Raw genomic sequence first — 17,770 nt, 5'->3', positions numbered from 1 at the left:
GGACCGCCCCATGACCGCGTTGCTCATCACCGTCGACACGGAACTCTCCTCCTCGCTGCACCAGCGGGGCGTTGGCCTTGAGGACAATGTGCGGCGCTCGATCTGGGCGGAGGCGCAGGACAAGCCCTTCGGCATCGGCTGGCAGATGGATATGCTCGATCGCCATGGGTTGAAGGGGGTCTTCTTCCTCGATCCGATGCCCGCTCTGGTCCATGGTCCCGATTTCCTCAAGCCCATCGTCGGCGCGATCGTCGCGCGCGGGCATGAGGTGCAGATGCATATCCACACCGAATGGCTGGCCTGGGCGAAGGATTCCCCCGTCGGCGGTCGACAGGGGCGCAATATCGGGGACTTCACGCTCGACGATCAGATCATCCTGCTCGGCCTTGCCCGGCAGTTGCTGGAGGACGCCGGTGCCCCTGCGATCACGGCCTTTCGCGCTGGCAATTTCGGCGCCAATGATGACACGTTGAGGGCGCTTGCCGCTATCGGCGTCGCCTGGGACAGCAGCGTCAATCCCGCCTATCTCGGCCGCGAATGCGGCATATCCGCTGATCCGGCGCAGGTCGGCGCAACCCGTAACCTTGGCGTCACCGAACTGCCCGTGTCGGGCATTGCCGATCGTCCCGGCGGCTTTCGCCCGGCCCAGATCTGCGCCATGTCGGCGGCGGAAATGCGTGCAGGCCTGCGCCATGCCGCGCGGGAAGGGCATGATGCCTTCACCGTCGTCACCCATAGTTTCGAAATGCTCTCGCGCGATCGCCAGCGGCCCAACGGCACGGTGATTGCTCGCTTTGAGGCGCTTTGCCGGGAAGCTGCCCGCCTGCCTGCGGTTCATGGCGCCGGCTTCAACGATCTGCCGGCCGATCTGGCCGACCGGCCGACATCACGACTCTTCAGCCGCGTGGCGCCCAATCGCCTGCGCACGGGGCTGCGCGTCGCGGGGCAAGCCTGGGCGACCTGGCGCTATGAACATCGTCTGGTTCCTGCGTGAGCGATCTTCCCGGTGCAATCGTCCTGGGTGTCGAGAATGCCATCGGCCTGACGGTCGTGCGCGAACTGGGCCAGCATGGCGTGCCGGTCCATGGCGTGGCGCGGGATGCCGATGCCGTCGGCATTGTGTCGCGCTACTGTGGCAGCTGGTCGCCACGGCCCTCCGGCCCGGTATCGCAATGGCTGCCCGATCTGATCGCGCAGACGGGTGCTCGCGCGGTTCTGGCCATTTCCGAACCGGACCTCATAGACCTGTCGTCGCTGCCCGCGCGGATCGGCGATTGCCATATCCTGACTCCGCGCCTCGCCCCGCTGGAAAAGGTGCTCGATAAATTCCGCACGCTGGAAATTGCCGATGCCGTGGGGCTGCTGACGCCGCAGACCTGGCAACCGCGTGCGGGCGAGGATTTTGCCGAACGTGCAGCGGCCATGCCCTATCCGCTGGTCGCAAAATGGTCCAACCCGCCGGAAATTCAGCCGATATTGGAGCAGGCCGGGCTGGAATGGATCAAGACCGACTATATCCGCACGCCGCAGGAACTGGCCGCCTTGCTGGATCGCTATGCGCCGATCGGGCGCTGGCCGCTGATCCAGCAATATTGCCGGGGCGTGGGGCTGGGCCAGATGCTCTACATGCAGGATGGCCATGCCACTTTGCGCTTCCAGCATCGCCGCCTGCATGAATGGCCGCCCGAAGGCGGGGTATCGACCTATTGCCGGGCGGAACCCGCCGCTACGCATCAGGCGCAGATGGCCCTCTCGGAAAAGCTGTTGCAGGCGCTCGACTGGGAAGGGCAGGCGATGGTCGAATATCGCTATGATCCGGACAGCGACCGCTATTGGCTGATGGAGGTCAATGGCCGTTTCTGGGGCAGCCTGCCGCTGGCCCGCTATTGCGGCGCCCATTTCGCCTGGGAAGCCTATCGCCGCGCCGTGCTGGGACATACCGATCCCGCGCCAACCGCCCGTGACGATCTGCGCGCGCGCTACATGGTGCCGGAAACCAAGCGTCTGGCGCGCATCCTGCTGGCGCCGGGCTGCATCGGTGATCCCTTTTTCCGCCGTCGCCCCTTCGCCGACCTCACCGCCTATCTGCTGGACTTTCTCGATCCGCGCGCCCGCTATTATGTCTTCAGCCGCGCCGACATGCGGCCGTGGCTGCGCGATATGGCGCAGATATTCAGGAAAGCCGTGCGCCGGGAAAAGCGCTGACCAGCGCGCCGACCGCCTGCTCGACCCGGCGGAGACAGCGCGCCATATAGCGGTCATCCAGTTGATAGGGATCATGCAGATGCGGCAACATCGGCCGTGTCCAGCGACCCAGCAACATGCGCGGCAAATGCCGGACGCGTGGATCAGCTGCCAGCCGGTGCAATTGCCGCACTTCCATCGCCAGCAGCAGATCACCCTCACGCGGCACATAATCCTGAAGGTCGATGGCCCGATGCGCCGACAGGTCATACCCCAGCGCCTGCGCAGCCAGAATCGCCGGGCCATGCGCTGCCCGCCCCGTAGTGGTCGACAGGCCGAAGGAGGCACTGTCCATCCCTGCGCGTTGCGCGACGATATCGGCAAAGGCGCTGCGACAGATATTGCCTTGGCATACGAACACCAGCCGCCGGACCTGCGCCGGATCAGGTGTCAGGCTGGCCGACTGGCCTAACGCCAATTGCGGATAGGACAAAGCCAGCCGCACCAGACCGCGAAAGGTGCCAAAACGGGATCGGATCATGGACTGCCCTGAAAGAATGGCGGGAACGGGACGATCAATGGACTGGCCACCATCGTCGGAATAGTCCGTTTGTCCGCCAAATCCGCTAAAATTTCCCTACAGGCCGATTACGTCCCAAGCACACCGGGTCGACCTATGATCCAAAATTCGAAACTATAGGAAAAAGTGGCGGAGACGGAGGGATTCGAACCCTCGGTGGCCCCTTAAGGCCACGACGGTTTAGCAAACCGCTGGTTTCAGCCACTCACCCACGTCTCCGCACGGATTTGCCTGTCTCTTGTGGAGGCGGGCAGTGGCTAAGGCGCGCTATAGCGGGGCCTTAGCGGCATGGCAACGGTCCTTCGCACGGATTTTTTGCATTGCAGCTTTCCTGTCGGATTCGATCCGGCGTGGAATCGACTCGGGCTGCCGTTCGTTCATTGTCGTTTCAGCTTCGAACCCGATAATCTGGTACATGGTTTCAAGAGCGGCCTTCCGGGGAGTAACGGGCATGATCGGCATTACAGGGCGCATGAGCGCCCGCATCGCGCGTATCGCGACACTGGGCGTCGCGCTTGCGGGCGTGGCGCTGACACCGGTCAACGCCTCCGCGCAGGTGCGCACCATCGATCCCAACAGCGCGATCGATTCGGATCTCGCACCGCCGCCACCGGCGAACAGCGCGCCGACCGATCCGGGCGTAGACTCCAGCGTCAATCAGGACAATGGCGCCACCTACAGCCCCCCTCCGGCAGCAGGCGGCTCTACCGCGACCGGTGCGCCCGTCACGGCGGATTCGCCGCCCTCCACCCTTTCGCCTGCCGAATCCTATCAGGAAGACGATCTGATCGGCGCGGCCGAGGGCGTATTCGGCAAGGGTGCGGAAGGTCTTGCCGGCATCATCGAGAAGGTTCTGAAGGATCAGGGGCGGCCCAACGCCTATATCGCCGGGCGTGAAGCGTCGGGCGCCTTCGTCGTCGGCCTGCGCTACGGTTCAGGCACGCTCAACCACAAGGTGGAGGGCAAGCGCGAAGTCTACTGGACTGGCCCGTCAATCGGCTTCGACGTTGGCGGCAACGCGGCCAACACCTTCGTCCTTGTCTATAATCTCTACGACAGCCAGGATCTCTATCACCGCTTCCCGGCGGCGGAGGGCACCGCCTATCTGGTCGGAGGCTTCACCGCCAGCTATCTGCGCTGGGGCAATGTGGTGCTGATCCCGATCAGGCTGGGCGTGGGCTATCGGCTGGGCGTCAACGCGGGCTATATGAAATTCACCGAAAAGCGGAACTGGCTGCCTTTCTGATGGCAGTCTTGCGGGCTGCCGGCCTTATGCCAGCAGCCCGTTGAATCGCCGGTCCCATAGCGCGTCGGCATCAAAGCCGCCCTTGGCCACGCCGAATCGGCGGAACAGGTCAGCGGCCCCTTGCTGGTCGGCAATCGCCTTGTCGTCGATCGGCACCAGCCGGGTCGGATTCTTCTTCAGCCGCCGCCATTCCAGATAATAGGATTTGTCGATGCCAGTGGCCCTGGCCAATATCTCCGCCCATTGTTCGTCATGGCTTTCCATCCAGTCGATGGTGGCCCGGAACCGCAGCAGATAATCGCCCAGATCGCGCGCTTTCTCGGCATTATCCAGCGATGCCCGATTGGCGATCACCACCCCGTTGCCGGCATAATCGCCCTCCGCTTGCGCCACCAGCCGACCGCCATAATGGCGCTGCGCCAGGATCGTTTCGATCCCCTGCGTCACCCAGAAATCGAGTTGGCCCGAAGCGAAGGCTGCCGGCAACGTATCGCGGGCCAGGCTGACCGGCACGATATCGTCCCAAGTCAGCCCCTGCTGCTCCAGCAGTTGCAGCAGATAATAATGATAGTTGGAGGAGCGCAGATAGCCGACCCGCTTCCCTTTCAGGTCGGCGGCCGATCGCGCCGCCAATCCCTTGCGCGCCACCAGTCCCAGCAGCCGCGCCTGCGCGTCGGACCGGATCAGCGCGACGATGCGATTATCTTTCAACGACCCGCCCCAGATGGTCAGCGGAATATCGGTGAAGTTCGACCCCGCGTCCAGTTCGCCGCTGCTGATCGCCTGAAGCGACAGGTCGAAGGGCAGGATGGCATAGTTCACCGCATAAGGCGTGTCCGCCTGTCCCGCGACGTCGAAGAAATTCTGATAGCCTTCCTTGGTCGTGGAGATGCCCAGCGTGCGCCCCTTGGCCGTGGCGCAGCCGGGCAAGGCGATCGCGCCTGCCAGACCCACGCCCGCGCCCAAAATCGCACGCCGACTGAAGCCGGACTCAGAAACGCCAGGTCGCACGGCCATAATAAAAGCCTCCGTAAAAGCCGAACGGGCTGTTCGACGCATAATATTGGGAGCCGCTGCTGTCGGCGATGGTGCTGCGTTCGGGATAGACATCGAACAGATTATTGGCGCCGACCGCGAAATCGACCTTCGGCGTGATATGCCACGTCGCTTCCAGATCGGTGATCCAGCGCGCGCCATAATGCTGGTCGTTGACCGCCCCGGCGGTCAGCAACTGCACCGAACCATAACGCTGCACGCGCAGGTTGATGCTGACCGGATCGGTATCCCACAATGCGCCCAGGATCAGCTTGGTGCGCGGATTGCCGACCTCGATATAGCCCTGCGCCACCCGGTCGAACAGCGTCAGGCCCAGGCTGGCCAGTTGCGACGGCGTATCGGCGATGTCGGTGATCTTCGTACGGTTATAGTTGAAACCCAGCGACCAGTTGATCTTGCCCAGATCGCCCAGCTTCTGGACATATTGGCCGACCACGTCGACGCCCAGCGTGCGGGTGTCGATGGCGTTGGTATAGTAATTGACGATCTGCCCCGTCTCCAGCCCGTTGGCGGCGAGGATGGCGTTGACACCTGCGCCGGACAGTTGTCCCGTCTGGGAAATGCGGTCCTTCAACCAGATGGCATAGCCGTCAACCGTCAGGGTTGCGCCGGGCGATGGTGTGAAGGACAGGCCACCCGACAGGTTCACCGACTTTTCCGGCTTCAGCGGCTTGGCGCCCAGTGCGATGCCCGCTGCGCTGTCGGGCTTGACCGTCCGCGTGGTGGTCAGGCCGGTGATGACGCCATTGACGATCGAATAGCCGCGCGCGGCGCTGGCAAAGCCCTGTTGGGTCAGCGATGGGGCGCGGAAGCCGTTGCTCACCGTCCCGCGCAGCGCCAGCGTGGGGGTCAGCTCGACGCGGGTGGTGAACTTCCCCACCACCACATCGCCCGCGCTGTCGTCATAATGTTCGAAGCGGCCGGCGACGCCGACGTCCCAACCCGGCAGCGGCTGGGTCGACAGGTCGACATAGGCGGAGATATTGTTGCGGCGCAGGTCGGCGGCGTCCTGCGGCAATATGGTGATGCCGCCCTGCGCGCCGATCGCGGCGGCCTGACCCGCAAAGGGGCTGCCGACCGGATAGATATAACCGCCATTGGCATAGGCGGCCTCATCCTGCACGATCGTCTGATAGCGTTCGTGGCGGAACTCCGCGCCGAAAGCGACATTGAGCGGCGATGCCAGCCCGATGTCGAACCCACGCCGAATATCGGCATTGCTGGTCCACTGGTCGAAAATCGCGTCGAACGTGTCGAAGCGAGTCGGGCTGTCCGGCCCCAGCGAGGGGTTCAGCGTATCTTCCATCCCATTGTCTGCATGGTGGCGGCCGAAAGTGGAGCTGACGTCCCAGTCCCACGCGCCCGCCTTGCCCTTGATGCCTGCCAGAACCTGAAAATCCTTGTCGGGGAAGCGCCCGGTCGGCTGAATGACATCGTCATAGAGTTCGGGGATGTAACTGGTGCTGTTGGGCAGGCGGTAGGTCTGGCCATTCTTGATATTGCGGATGCCCAGCGTGCCATAGCTGTAGAGCGTCGTCGTGCCGCCTTCGCTCAGCGGCAGTTCGGCATTATAGGCGGTATAGAGCGCCCGGGTCCGGGCGAGCCCGCCGCGTGTCAGATGGCGGTCGCGCGTGGCTTCGCGCGGGTCGGCCACGCCATTGATCTTGGGATAGATTTGCACCGTGGCGAGGCCGGGGCGGAAGGCGAAATCCTGCAAGAAATAGTCGGCCGACAGGTTCAGGAAACCTCCATTCGGCAGGCGAAAGCCATGGTTCAGGCGAATCTGCGCCTGTTCGCCATCGCTTTCATAGCGTTGGCCGCCGTAAATCGTGGCCGATCCCCCGGAAGCATCGGTCTTGAGCACGATATTGATAACGCCTGCGACGGCGTCCGACCCATATTGAGCTGCGGCGCCATCGCGCAAAATCTCGACGCGGGCGATGGCGCTCATCGGAATCTGGTCGAGGTCGACGGCGTTCGCGCCCGATGCCTGCGCCGTGGTCGGCAGCGGGATCGAGCTGGGATGGCGGCGCTTGCCGTTGACCAGCACCAGCACATGCGCGCCGGAAAGTCCGCGCAGGCCCGCCGGGCGCCCGAAAGTGTTGTAGGCCGCGTTGGAGCCGGTATCGACCTTGAAGCTGGGGACGAGCGCCGACAGCGCATCGCGGAGCTGTCCTGCTGCGCCACCGGTCGCCACCAGCGCGTCATTGCCCACCACATCGATCGGCGCGGTGCTCTGGGCCACGCTACGGTCGGCGCTGCGGCTGCCCAGCACGACGATATCTGCACCGGCGGTGGCATCGGTATCCGGCGCGTCGGCGGCGATCGCGCTGCCATGCCATGCTGCGGAGCCAAGCAGCGCAATGCTAAGCGCGTGGCGAATATTTCTTGTCATGAGACCCCCGATATTCTGATCGCGCTCCGGCTAGGGGAAGCCGTTGGGGCGGGCCAACGAGAAGCGCTCGTCCCTTATTGGTTCTGCTCAACCCTGCGCTATTGCCCGATGTATTCGTATGCGTGACTTGCTCCGCGCGCCGCCCCATGCCAGCGCTGGCAATGGGGCGCAGGCAGGCGGCAGGCCAGTCGCGCGATGAGGAGGAAAGGCATGGAAAAGCCGCGTCAGGGCTTGGCCGGGCTGTGGAATATCAGCTTCGGCTTTTTCGGCATCCAGATCGGCTTTGCGTTGCAGAACGCCAATATGAGCCGCGTCTTCCAGTCGCTGGGCTCCAGCATCGACGATTTGTCCGCCCTGTGGATCGCGGCGCCGCTGACCGGCCTGCTGGTCCAGCCGGTCATTGGCCATCTGTCGGACCGGACCTGGCTCGGCCGTCTTGGCCGACGGCGGCCCTATTTCCTGCTCGGCGCTATTCTGGCGGCGATCGCGCTGATCTTCATGCCCCGCAGCGACGGGTTGCTGATGGCGGCGCTCCTGCTCTGGATGCTCGACGCCAGCCTCAATATCTCGATGGAGCCATTCCGCGCCTTTGTCGGCGACATGCTGCGCAAGGAACAGCATGTGGTCGGCTATGCCGTGCAGACCGCCTTCATCGGCGCGGGCGCGGTGGTGGGGTCGCTCTTCCCCTATCTGCTCGATCATTTGGGCGTCGCCAATGTCGCCCCGGTCGGCAGGGTGCCCGATACGGTGCGCTACAGCTTCTGGGCTGGCGGTGCCGCTTTGCTCGGCGCGGTCCTGTGGACGGTGCTGACGACGCGCGAATATGCGCCGGACGAAATGCGCACCTTCGACACTGACGCAGAAACGTCTGCCGCGCCCGATCTGGCGCAGCGGGGGCTGCTGCCCTGCTGCGCATGGATCGGGTCGGGCGCCTTGGTCGCCCTGGCTGTCGATCTGTGGGCGATGGAGAAGGAAGTCTATCTGCTGGGCGCACTGCTGGCTGGCTATGGACTGGCCAGCATGGTCGCGATCCTGCTGGCGCGATCAGGGCGCGGCGACAATATATTGGCCCATATCGTGGGCGATGTGGCGGGCATGCCGCCGATCATGCGGCGCCTTGCCGTCATCCAGTTCTTCAGCTGGTCGGCGCTGTTCATCATGTGGATTCACACCACCCCGGTCGTCGCCCAATATATGTTCGGATCGGCTGACCCGGCCAGTGCCGCCTATCAGGCGGGCGGCAACTGGGTGGGCGTGCTCTTTTCGGTCTATAATGGCGTGGCGGCAGTCGCGGCACTGACCCTGCTGCCCTGGATCGCCCGGCGGATCGGCCAGGCCCGCACCCATGCCCTGTGCCTGACGGCGGGTGCTGCGGGATTCGCCAGCTTCCTGTTCGTGCGCGATCCTGACTGGCTGCTGCTCAGCGAAGTGGGCATCGGCATCGCCTGGGCCTCCATCCTCGCCATGCCCTATGCGATGCTCGCCTCCAGCCTGCCGGCCGGGAAGATCGGGGTCTATATGGGGCTGTTCAATATCTTCGTGGTGGTGCCGCAACTGCTGGTCGCGACAGCGATGGGATCGATCATGAAGGCCTTCTTCCCCGGCGATCCGATCTGGACCATGGCCTTCGGCGCCGCAACATGGATGGTCGCTGCGCTCGCCTCATTGCGAATCAAGGCCTGAGTCGAGGTGATTCGCACGAAAAAGGCGAATCTGGCGTTCGCGAACAACCTGTCGACGATCATGGTTTACGCTACGGAAATCGTTGCATGTCGCTACGGATGCATATTTTGCAATCGCGAACAGGGCGTTCGCACTTGCGGTAAGCCTGCGCTTAAGTCAAAAAGAACCTGCCTTTCAGGCATCCTCTCCTAAAACTTTTACGGGCTGCTCTTCGGATCGGTCCGTTTTTTTTGGCCGTTAAACGGCTGATCCGGGCTGAAGATCGGCAGTCGCAGGCCGGGCGTTACGCTTCCATCAGAGAAATGGCGGATGAAGGCGAAAACGCCTCAGGGACGCCGCGCTGCACCATCATTCTGGTGTCGCTGCGCCGCTAGCGGACAAATGAGCTGATTAAGACGCATCGCATCCTGCGCGCCGGACGCAAAAGCCCGGCAAACCCAATCCAGACACCGTGCCAGAAGCAGCATGGCCCTCTCCATAATCTTTATGCCGTCATCATAGCATAAGCATTTAGGGAGAGAAGGGGCGGAGCGGCCTTCCTATCAAATGATACGGTGCGGTACGGATTGACCTGACGTCACCCTATTGGTCGGCGCCGATCACCCGATAGAGAAGGATGCGATTGCTCACCAGCGCCAGGTCGGTCGCAATGGCCGACTGCCGCGCCGAATAGAGCGTCCGCTGGTTGGTCAGTGCGGTCAGGAAGGTGTCGATCCCGGCGCGATAGCGTTGATCGGACAGATCATAGGCCTGGCTGCTGGCGCGGACCAGCCGCTGCTGCGCGGCCTGTTGCGCGTCGATCGTCCCTTCGCGCGCCAGCCCGTCGCTGACTTCCTTGAACGCCGTCTGGATCGCCTGCTCATATTGCGCGACGTAAACGTCGCGCTGCGCCTTGCTATAGTCCAGATTGCCCCGGTTCGCGCCGCCGAAGATCGGCAGGCTGGCGGAGGGACTGGCCGACCAGGTGAAGGCATTGCTGGTGAACAGCGACGACAGCGCCGAACTGGCGACGCCGATCGCGGAGGTCAGGCTGATCGTCGGGAACATGGCGGCCCGCGCCGCGCCGATATCGGCATTGGCGGCCTTGAGCTGATGTTCGGCCTGAAGCACGTCGGGCCGTTGCAGCAATATGTCGGACGACAGGCCCGCCGGCACCTTCGCCACGCCCGCAATCAGGCTGTCGAGCGAACCGGGCAGCAGGGCATCCTCCACATGCGCGCCAGCGAGCAGGTCCAGCGCATTGCGGTCCTGCGCGACCTGCGTGATGTTGGCGGCGACGTCGGACGCGGCCTGCTCCACCGTGGTTTCGGCCTGATGGACGTCCAGCTTGCCGGCAAGTCCGGCCGTATTGAGCGATTTCGTCAGGTCCAGCGTGCGCTGCGCACTGGCCTGTGTCTGGCGCGCCAGCGCCAGCAATGCCTGATCGGCCGCCAGTGTGGCATAGGCGGTCGCGGTTTCCGCGATCAGGGTGATGCGGGTCGACCGGGCGCCTTCCTCGGTCGCCAGATAGGTTTCCAGCGCCGATTCCGTCAGGTTGCGCACCCGGCCGAACAGATCGATCTCGAACGCGCTGAAGCCCAGATCAGCGCTATAGCTGTTCTGCCGGGCGTCATTCTGCCGAGCGAAGCTGGCGCCGGCATCGGCGGTCAGGGTCGGCAATTGCGCTGCCCGTTGCACCTTATATTGCGCGCGCGCGGACTGGACGCTGGCGATGGTGGCGCGCAGGTCGCGATTATTGGCCAGCGCCCGGTCGATCACCGTCTTGAGCTTGGCGTCCTGCACCAGCACGGTCCAGGGCAGGCCGGCCTTGCCCTCCGCCTGCGCGGCATAGGCTTCGCCGGTCGGCAGGGTGGCGGGCACGGGCGGGGCGGGGCGCACATAGTCCGGCGCCATATTGCACCCGGCCAGCAACAGCCCGGCACTCAGCGGAAGAAGGGCGCGGGTCATGCCGGGACTCCTGCATCGGGCGTGGTGGCGGGTGGCGCGGCATGGGGCTTGTCGCTGCCGAACAGGCGGGCGATCGTCAGGAAGAAGAGCGGCACATAGAAGATGGCGAGCAGGGTCGCCGTCGTCATGCCGCCCACCACCGCGGTCCCGATGGCGACACGACTCTGCGCGCCTGCGCCGGTCGCCGTCGCCAGCGGAATGACGCCGGCGATGAAGGCGAGCGACGTCATCAGGATCGGACGGAAGCGCAGCTTGGCCGCCTCCAGCGCCGCCTCCAGCGCATTCTTGCCCTGCTTGTGCGCCATTTCGGCAAACTCCACGATCAGGATGGCATTCTTGGCGGCCAGACCCATGGTGGTCAGCAGGCCAACCTGGAAGAAGATATTATTCTCCAGCCCGCGACCCCACACCGCCACGACCGCACCGATCAGGCCCAGCGGGATGACGAACAGCACCGCCAGCGGGATCGACCAGCTTTCATACAGCGCGGCAAGGCAGAGGAAGACGACCAGCACAGACAGGGCATAGAGCAAGGGCGCCTGTCCCCCGGAAATCTGTTCCTGATAGGACAGGCCGCTCCAGGCATAACTGGTCCCGGCCGGAAGCTGCTTCTGCAATTCGACCATTCGGTCCATCGCGTCGCCGGAACTGGCGCCGTCACCGGCCTGCCCCTGAATCTCGAAGGAGGACAGGCCGTTGAAGCGCGACACGGTCGACGGACCCATCGTCCACTGCGTCGTTGCAAAGGCGGAGAAGGGCACCATTTCACCCGTACTGGTCGACCGCACCATCCAGTTGTCCAGATCAGTGGGCAGCGCGCGATAGGGCGCATCGGCCTGCATATAGACGCGCTTTACGCGGCCGCGATCGACGAAGTCGTTGACATAGGTGCTGCCCCAGGCGGAACTGAGCACATCGTCGACATCGGCCTGCGTCAGGCCCAGCACAGCCAGCTTTTCCGCATCCACATTCACCTTGAGCTGCGGCGTGTCTTCCAGCGTGGCGGCGCGCACGCCCGCCAGCATCGGGTCTTTCGACGCGGCGGCGATCAACTGGTTGCGCAGTTCCAGGAAACGGTCACGGCTCAGGCCACCGCTGTTGAGCAGTTCGAAGGTGAAGCCGTTGGACTGGCCCAGACCACGAATGGCGGGCGGGGTCATGGCCAGCACCTTGGCATCGCGGATCGCCGCCAGTTGCTTGGTCGCGCGCCCGGCGATTGACCCGGCGGTGTTCATCATGCCCTTGCGATCGTCCCAGGGCGCAAGGTTGATGAAGCCCTGCCCGACATTCTCACCCTGACCCTGAAAACTGAATCCGGTCATTATGAAGGCGAAGGCGACATTGTCCTTCTCGTCATTCAGGAAATAATTCTGCACCTGATCGATTGCTGCGCTGGTGCGGCTGGACTTGGCGCCGGCGGGCAGCGTGACCTGCACCATCACCTGTCCCTGATCCTCGACCGGCAGGAAGCTGGAGGGCAGCCGCACGAACAGCAGCACCAGCAGCGCCAGCACAACGACATACAGGCCCCAGAACAGCTTGCGCCTGTGCATCACCTTGCCGGTGCGCCGCACATAGCCGTCGGTCATCCGCTCGAACCAGCGGTTGAACTTGCCGGCCCATCCCTTGTGCCGCTTTTCCTCGTCCGATCCCTTCAGCAGGGTCGCGCACAAAGCGGGCGACAGGATCAGCGCGACCACTACGGAGAGCAGCATCGAGGAGACGATGGTGATGGAAAACTGGCGATAGATGACGCCGGTAGACCCGCCAAAAAAGGCCATGGGCAACAGCACGGCGGACAGGACCAGCGCGATGCCGACCAGCGCGCTGCCAATCTCCTCCATCGACTTGATCGTCGCATCGCGGGGCGACAGCCCTTCTTCCTCCATGATGCGTTCGACATTCTCGACCACGACGATCGCGTCGTCGACCAGCAGGCCGATGGACAGCACCATGCCGAACAATGTCAGCGTATTGATCGAATAGCCGAACAGCGCCAGCACGCCGAAGGTGCCGAGCAGCACGACCGGCACGGCCACGGCGGGAACCAGCGTCGCGCGCCAGCTCTGGAGGAAGATGAACATCACCACCACGACCAGCGCGACCGCCTCCAGCAGCGTCTGGATGACTTCCTCGACCGACAGCTTGATGAAGGGCGTCGTGTCGCGCGGATAGACGACCTTATAGCCGTGCGGCAGGTTGGTTGACAGTTCGGCCACCTTGGCCTTCACCATTTCCGCGGTCTTGAGCGCGTCGGCGCCCGGCGCGAGCTGGAGCGCGATGCCGGACGCCGGATGGCCGTTCAGCCGCGCCGACGTGGTATAGCTTTCATTGCCCAGTTCGACACGGGCGACGTCCGACAGATGGACAACAGACCCGTCGCTCTGCGTCTTGACGATGATCTTGCGGAACTGGTCGGGCGTCTGCAGGCGCGCGCGGGCCGTGACCGTGGCGTTGATCTGCTGGCCTGCGGGCGCGGGATCGGCGCCGATCTGACCGGCCGACACTTCGACATTCTGGGCCGAAATCGCGCTCTGCACGTCCGACGGCATCAGCTTGACGGCGGCCAGCTTATAGGGGTCCAGCCAGATGCGCATCGCATATTGCGATCCGAAGATCTGGGTGGCGCCGATGCCGTCTATGCGAGCGATCGGGTCCTGGAAATTATTGACCAGATAGTCGGCGATATCCGCCTGCGTCGCCGTGTCTGTTTCGTCATAGAGGCCGACCAGCATCAGGAAGTCGGTCTGCTGCTTGGTGACGCTCAGGCCCTGTTGCTGCACGGCGCTGGGCAGGCGGCTCAGCGCCTGCTGCACCTTGTTCTGCACCTGCACCTGCGCGGTGTCCGGGTCCGTGCCCTTCTGGAAGGTCACGGTGATCCGCGATTGCCCCGTCGCACTGGACGAGGAGGAGAAATACATCAGCCCGTCGATGCCGGTCAGCTGCTGTTCGATGACCTGGGTGACGCTGGTCTCGACGGTTTCGGCCGACGCGCCCGGATAGGTGGCGCTGATGCCCACGCCCGGCGGCGCGATATCGGGATATTGCGCGATCGGCAGCGACATCATGGCGCCGATGCCAGCCAGCATGATGCCGATGGCGATGACCCAGGCAAAGATCGGCCGGTCGATGAAATAACGGCTCAGCACGACGCGGCTCCTACTTCGATGCCGCGACGGCGACCGGCTTCACTGTGTCGTCAGGCTTCACCTTGTCGGTACCCTCGACGATCAGCCTGTCGCCATTCTTCAGCCCCGCCGTGACCAGCCATTTGTCGCCGACCGCCTGGGTGGTGGTGACGATGCGGCGCTCCACCTTGTTCGCCTTGGTCACGACCAGCGCGGTCGCATTGCCCTTGGCATCGCGATTGATGCCCTGCTGCGGGGCCAATATGGCGCCGGGCACCACCGATTGCGGCGCCACGACGCGCACGAACATGCCCGGCATCAGCAGGCCGTCGGGATTGGGGAAGCGCGCGCGCAGCGTCACCGTGCCGCTGTTCACATCGACGATCGGCTCGGCAAATTCGATCCGGCCTTCCTGCGGATAGTCGGTCCCGTCATCCAGCTTCAGCCGGATGGTGGCGCTGGCTGCCAAAGTCTTGCCGGCCGCCAGCGATCGACGAAGCGCCAATATCTGAGAACTCGACTGGGTCACGTCGACATAGATGGGGTCAAGCTGCTGGATCGTGGTCAGCGGGTCGGTCTGGCTCGCCGTCACCAGCGCGCCGGGGGTGAAAAGCGTGCGGCCGATCCGCCCGCTGATCGGTGCGCGGACCAGCGTGAATTCCAGATTGACGTTGGTGGTTTGCAGGCTGGCGCGGGCCTGCATCACCGATGCCTGCGCCTGTCGCGCGGTGGCGATCACATCGTCGCGATCCTGCGCGCTCACCGCTTCGGTATCGCCCAGAGTGCGATAGCGCTGCGCCTTGGCCTGCGCGGCGACGGCGGTCGCCTGCGCGCTGGCCAGCGTCGCTTCCGCCTCGTCACGCGATGCGCGATAGAGGCGCGCGTCGATCTGGTAGAGCGGCTGCCCCGCCGTCACCATCGATCCTTCGGTAAAAAGCCGCTTCTGGATCAGCCCCGCCACCTGCGGTCGCACTTCCGACATCATGGTCGAAACGGTGCGGCCGGGCAGTTCGCTCGACACCGTTGCATTCTGCGCCGTCAGCGTCACGACGCCCACTTCCACCGGCCCCTTTTGCGGCGGCTTCTTCTCTCCGCAACCAGCGATCAGGATGCAGAAAGCCAGCGGTGCGACCCGAAGGCTCAGGCGGGAAGAGGGCGAAAACATGGCTTGGCGCATATCCTTGGTGGACCAGACGGAGCCTCGCCACACATCCCGCACATGGCAGGGGGAGGGGGGAGGGGACCATGCGACTGGACGCGAGGCGAGCACTCCGACTGGCGTCGGCGGGGGCTGCCGACCCTGCTCTCATCGATAGTTTGCCTGTTACATGAAAGAGGAACTTGTGATCATTCTGTTGCCCCCGGCTTTCTGGCGGTATCGCTTTGTATCAGCCTGTATCAGGGTGCATGGCGGGCAGACTTCGTCCTGTATCGGCGCTACAGCAAAACCATGGCTGATCTTGCCCCTTCCCGCAGCGCGACGATCGTGGTGGTCGATGATGATGCGGATATCCGCGATCTCATCGTCGGCCAGTTGCGACAGGAAAATTACCGTCTGTTCGGCGCGGCGAATCTGGCGGAACTGCGCCAGCACCTGCGCGACGAGCCGGTCGACCTCATCGTGCTGGACCTCAACCTGCCCGATGGCGACGGCCTGTCCTTGTGCCGGGAATTGCGGGCTGACGGCTCGGATGTGCAGATCATCATGGTCACGGCGCGGGGCAGCGCGATCGACCGGGTACTGGGGCTGGAACTGGGCGCCGACGATTATCTGACCAAGCCGTTCGAGCCGCGCGAATTGCTGGTGCGCATCCGCAATCTGTTGCGGCGCGGGCGCAGTGAGCCTGCCCTGCGCGGGGCGGCGGCGATGCGCTATGCCCATTTCGGGCCGTGGCGGCTGGACCTGCAACAGCGCCGGCTGATCGCGCCTGACGACAAGCTGGTGATGCTTTCGTCCGCCGAATTTCGCCTGCTCAATCGTTTTCTGGAAGAACCCAATGTCGTGCTCGCGCGCGAAACATTGCTGCCGGAACGGCGCGCGACCGCCGCGTTCGACCGCTCGATCGACTTGCAGGTCAGCCGTCTGCGCCAGAAGCTGGCGGCCATCGCCGGCGGCGACGAATTGATCCTCACGGTGCGTGGCGAAGGTTATGTGTTGGCCAGCGGAGTTGATTATTCATGATTCTGCTCCACTGGCTTGGGCGCGTGCGCAGCTTCTTCGGCACCATGGCGGGGCAGATTTTTCTGATCCTGACGCTCGGCATGTCGGTGGCGGCGATCCTTGCGCTGCTGGTGGCCGAACAGGCACGCCATCATGATTTTGAGCGCGTCCGGCGACAGCGCGTGGTCGCCAGCGCGGTCGATATCGCCGCCCGTCTGCGCCATGATCCGGCCGGGGTCGAAGCGATGATGGCCGCCCATAATATCATCGGCGCCTATCCCGCACCCGAAGGCGTGGCGCTGAGCGATACCGACTCCGATCTGGAAAAGTCGCTGGCCGATCGTTTCGGCCCGCAGTCACAGCCTGAAGCGGCGCAGTTACCCGTCGGCCTTTGCTTTCCCGATCATAAAGAGGAAAAGGACCGGGCCGCCGGCCTGATCGGCGCGCCGCGTCCGGACTGCTGGATCGTGCGCTTCACCGACCTTGGCGGTCAGCGCCGCGCCATGGCGCTCACCTTTCCGCGCATTGTTAAACCCGGCAGCACCATCTTCAACCCGATCTACCTGATCGTCATCATCGCGGCGTCGGCGGGTCTGGCGATATTGGTCGCGCGCTTCGTGTCCAAGCCGCTGCGCCGGCTGGAACGGGCGGCGGAGGCCTTTTCGCTGTCGCTCGATCCCGAGGACGTGCCGGAGGCCGGACCGGAGGAGGTGCGCGCCGCGCTGTCCACCTTCAACCTGATGCAACGTCGCGCCCGCGCGGGTTTTGCCGAGCGCACCCAATTGCTTGCGGCGATCAGCCATGATCTTCAGACGCCGCTCACCCGGCTTCGCCTCCGGCTCGAACTGGTCGACAATGTCGAACTGCGCGACCGGCTTCTCGCCGATCATCAGGCGATGCAGACTCTGGTGCGCGAAGGGCTGGACCTCGCCAGCAGTACAGAGGCGCGGGAGGAATGGTCCGTGCTCGATATCGATTCTCTGCTCGCCAGCATGGCGGAGGATGCGCAGGATCTGGGGCAGCCGGTCCGCTTTGTGTCGGGATGTGGCGGCACGGTACGGGTCAAGCCCAATGCGCTGACCCGCTGCATCGGCAATCTGGTCGACAATGCCGTCAAATATGGCGGCTGCGCGGAAATCGCCTGCGAACAGGTGGCCGGTCGGCTGATGATCCATGTGCGCGATCATGGCCCCGGCGTTCCCGCCGATCAGATCGACCAGATGTTCGAACCCTTCACAAGGGGGCCGAGCAGCCAGCCCGGCGGTCGCAACGGCACCGGCATCGGCCTGACCATCGCCCGCTCGCTGGCGATGAGTTTCGAGGCGTCGGTGCGGCTGCGCAATGCGGAGGAAGGCGGCCTGATCGCGACCATCGAGATGAAGGGCTGACT

At 64.2% G+C, this 17,770-nt stretch carries 12 protein-coding genes and 1 tRNA gene; 6 read left to right on the top strand and 7 right to left on the bottom strand.

The window, feature by feature from the left end:
- Positions 1-10: 10 nt before the first annotated feature.
- A complete protein-coding gene (locus BMX92_RS14425) occupies positions 11-994 on the top strand; it encodes a polysaccharide deacetylase family protein (protein WP_093017678.1) in 984 nt (327 codons plus the stop codon).
- Positions 991-2,205 (top strand): carboxylate--amine ligase, encoded by a 1,215-nt coding sequence (locus BMX92_RS14420; protein ID WP_093017676.1) that lies wholly within the window; start codon positions 991-993, stop codon positions 2,203-2,205. Before BMX92_RS14425 ends, BMX92_RS14420 begins: the two co-directional genes overlap by 4 nt.
- On the opposite strand, the gene BMX92_RS14415 is transcribed toward BMX92_RS14420, so the two are convergent.
- On the bottom strand, positions 2,174-2,725 hold the full coding sequence (locus tag BMX92_RS14415) for an arsenate reductase/protein-tyrosine-phosphatase family protein (protein ID WP_093017674.1): 552 nt from the start codon (positions 2,723-2,725) through the stop codon (positions 2,174-2,176). The two genes, BMX92_RS14420 and BMX92_RS14415, sit on opposite strands and share 32 nt — an antisense overlap.
- A 166-nt stretch (positions 2,726-2,891) precedes the next feature.
- Positions 2,892-2,983 (bottom strand) — tRNA-Ser (locus BMX92_RS14410).
- A 232-nt stretch (positions 2,984-3,215) separates the two neighbouring features.
- Between BMX92_RS14410 and BMX92_RS14400 the strand changes: the two genes are divergently transcribed.
- Entirely contained in the window at positions 3,216-4,010 is a 795-nt protein-coding gene (locus tag BMX92_RS14400; RefSeq protein WP_093017669.1) for a DUF1134 domain-containing protein, read from the top strand.
- A 24-nt stretch (positions 4,011-4,034) separates the two neighbouring features.
- Here the strand turns inward: BMX92_RS14400 and BMX92_RS14395 are convergent, their stop codons facing one another.
- The gene (locus BMX92_RS14395; RefSeq protein WP_177185055.1) at positions 4,035-5,027 is read right to left on the bottom strand and encodes an ABC transporter substrate-binding protein; all 993 of its coding nucleotides are present in this window, start codon (positions 5,025-5,027) and stop codon (positions 4,035-4,037) included.
- Positions 5,002-7,461: a TonB-dependent receptor plug domain-containing protein gene (locus BMX92_RS14390; protein ID WP_093017665.1), complete on the bottom strand. Its 2,460-nt coding sequence runs from the start codon at positions 7,459-7,461 to the stop codon at positions 5,002-5,004. The genes BMX92_RS14395 and BMX92_RS14390 overlap by 26 nt, the downstream gene beginning before the upstream one ends.
- Before the next feature lie 210 nt (positions 7,462-7,671).
- On the opposite strand from BMX92_RS14390, the gene BMX92_RS14385 reads away from it, so the two are divergent.
- The gene (locus tag BMX92_RS14385; RefSeq protein ID WP_093017663.1) at positions 7,672-9,144 is read left to right on the top strand and encodes an MFS transporter; all 1,473 of its coding nucleotides are present in this window, start codon (positions 7,672-7,674) and stop codon (positions 9,142-9,144) included.
- 582 nt (positions 9,145-9,726) lie between these two features.
- Here the strand turns inward: BMX92_RS14385 and BMX92_RS14380 are convergent.
- The 3 genes from BMX92_RS14380 to BMX92_RS14370 are packed head-to-tail and all read right to left on the bottom strand — an operon-like array spanning position 9,727 to position 15,396.
- A complete protein-coding gene (locus BMX92_RS14380; RefSeq protein ID WP_093017661.1) occupies positions 9,727-11,091 on the bottom strand; it encodes an efflux transporter outer membrane subunit in 1,365 nt (454 codons plus the stop codon).
- Positions 11,088-14,240, bottom strand: coding sequence for an efflux RND transporter permease subunit (locus tag BMX92_RS14375; RefSeq protein WP_093017659.1), 3,153 nt, complete (start codon positions 14,238-14,240; stop codon positions 11,088-11,090). The genes BMX92_RS14380 and BMX92_RS14375 overlap by 4 nt, the downstream gene beginning before the upstream one ends.
- A 10-nt stretch (positions 14,241-14,250) precedes the next feature.
- Positions 14,251-15,396, bottom strand: coding sequence for an efflux RND transporter periplasmic adaptor subunit (locus BMX92_RS14370; protein ID WP_371262367.1), 1,146 nt, complete (start codon positions 15,394-15,396; stop codon positions 14,251-14,253).
- A gap of 273 nt (positions 15,397-15,669) precedes the next feature.
- Here BMX92_RS14370 and BMX92_RS14365 point away from each other — a divergent pair, with 273 nt between their 5' ends.
- Both BMX92_RS14365 and BMX92_RS14360 read left to right on the top strand, forming a co-directional pair.
- Positions 15,670-16,401 (top strand): response regulator, encoded by a 732-nt coding sequence (locus BMX92_RS14365; protein WP_093017657.1) that lies wholly within the window; start codon positions 15,670-15,672, stop codon positions 16,399-16,401.
- Positions 16,398-17,768: an ATP-binding protein gene (locus tag BMX92_RS14360; protein WP_371262366.1), complete on the top strand. Its 1,371-nt coding sequence runs from the start codon at positions 16,398-16,400 to the stop codon at positions 17,766-17,768. The genes BMX92_RS14365 and BMX92_RS14360 overlap by 4 nt, the downstream gene beginning before the upstream one ends.
- Positions 17,769-17,770: the final 2 nt, after the last annotated feature.

Origin of the sequence: Sphingobium sp. YR768 (assembly GCF_900111125.1) — a bacterium.
In the GTDB taxonomy this organism is placed as follows: Bacteria; Pseudomonadota; Alphaproteobacteria; order Sphingomonadales; family Sphingomonadaceae; genus Sphingobium.
The sequence above is the reverse complement of the archived record's forward strand: the minus strand, read 5'-3'. Positions and strand labels throughout refer to the sequence as shown.

Coding starts and splice junctions, on each gene's coding strand:
- BMX92_RS14425 (WP_093017678.1), top strand. CDS start 11: ATGACCGCGTTGCTCATCACCGTCGACACGGAACTCTCCTCCTCGCTG.
- BMX92_RS14415 (WP_093017674.1), bottom strand. CDS start 2,725: ATGATCCGATCCCGTTTTGGCACCTTTCGCGGTCTGGTGCGGCTGGCT.
- BMX92_RS14400 (WP_093017669.1), top strand. CDS start 3,216: ATGATCGGCATTACAGGGCGCATGAGCGCCCGCATCGCGCGTATCGCG.
- BMX92_RS14395 (WP_177185055.1), bottom strand. CDS start 5,027: ATGGCCGTGCGACCTGGCGTTTCTGAGTCCGGCTTCAGTCGGCGTGCG.
- BMX92_RS14390 (WP_093017665.1), bottom strand. CDS start 7,461: ATGACAAGAAATATTCGCCACGCGCTTAGCATTGCGCTGCTTGGCTCC.
- BMX92_RS14385 (WP_093017663.1), top strand. CDS start 7,672: ATGGAAAAGCCGCGTCAGGGCTTGGCCGGGCTGTGGAATATCAGCTTC.
- BMX92_RS14380 (WP_093017661.1), bottom strand. CDS start 11,091: ATGACCCGCGCCCTTCTTCCGCTGAGTGCCGGGCTGTTGCTGGCCGGG.
- BMX92_RS14370 (WP_371262367.1), bottom strand. CDS start 15,396: ATGCGCCAAGCCATGTTTTCGCCCTCTTCCCGCCTGAGCCTTCGGGTC.
- BMX92_RS14365 (WP_093017657.1), top strand. CDS start 15,670: ATGGCTGATCTTGCCCCTTCCCGCAGCGCGACGATCGTGGTGGTCGAT.
- BMX92_RS14360 (WP_371262366.1), top strand. CDS start 16,398: ATGATTCTGCTCCACTGGCTTGGGCGCGTGCGCAGCTTCTTCGGCACC.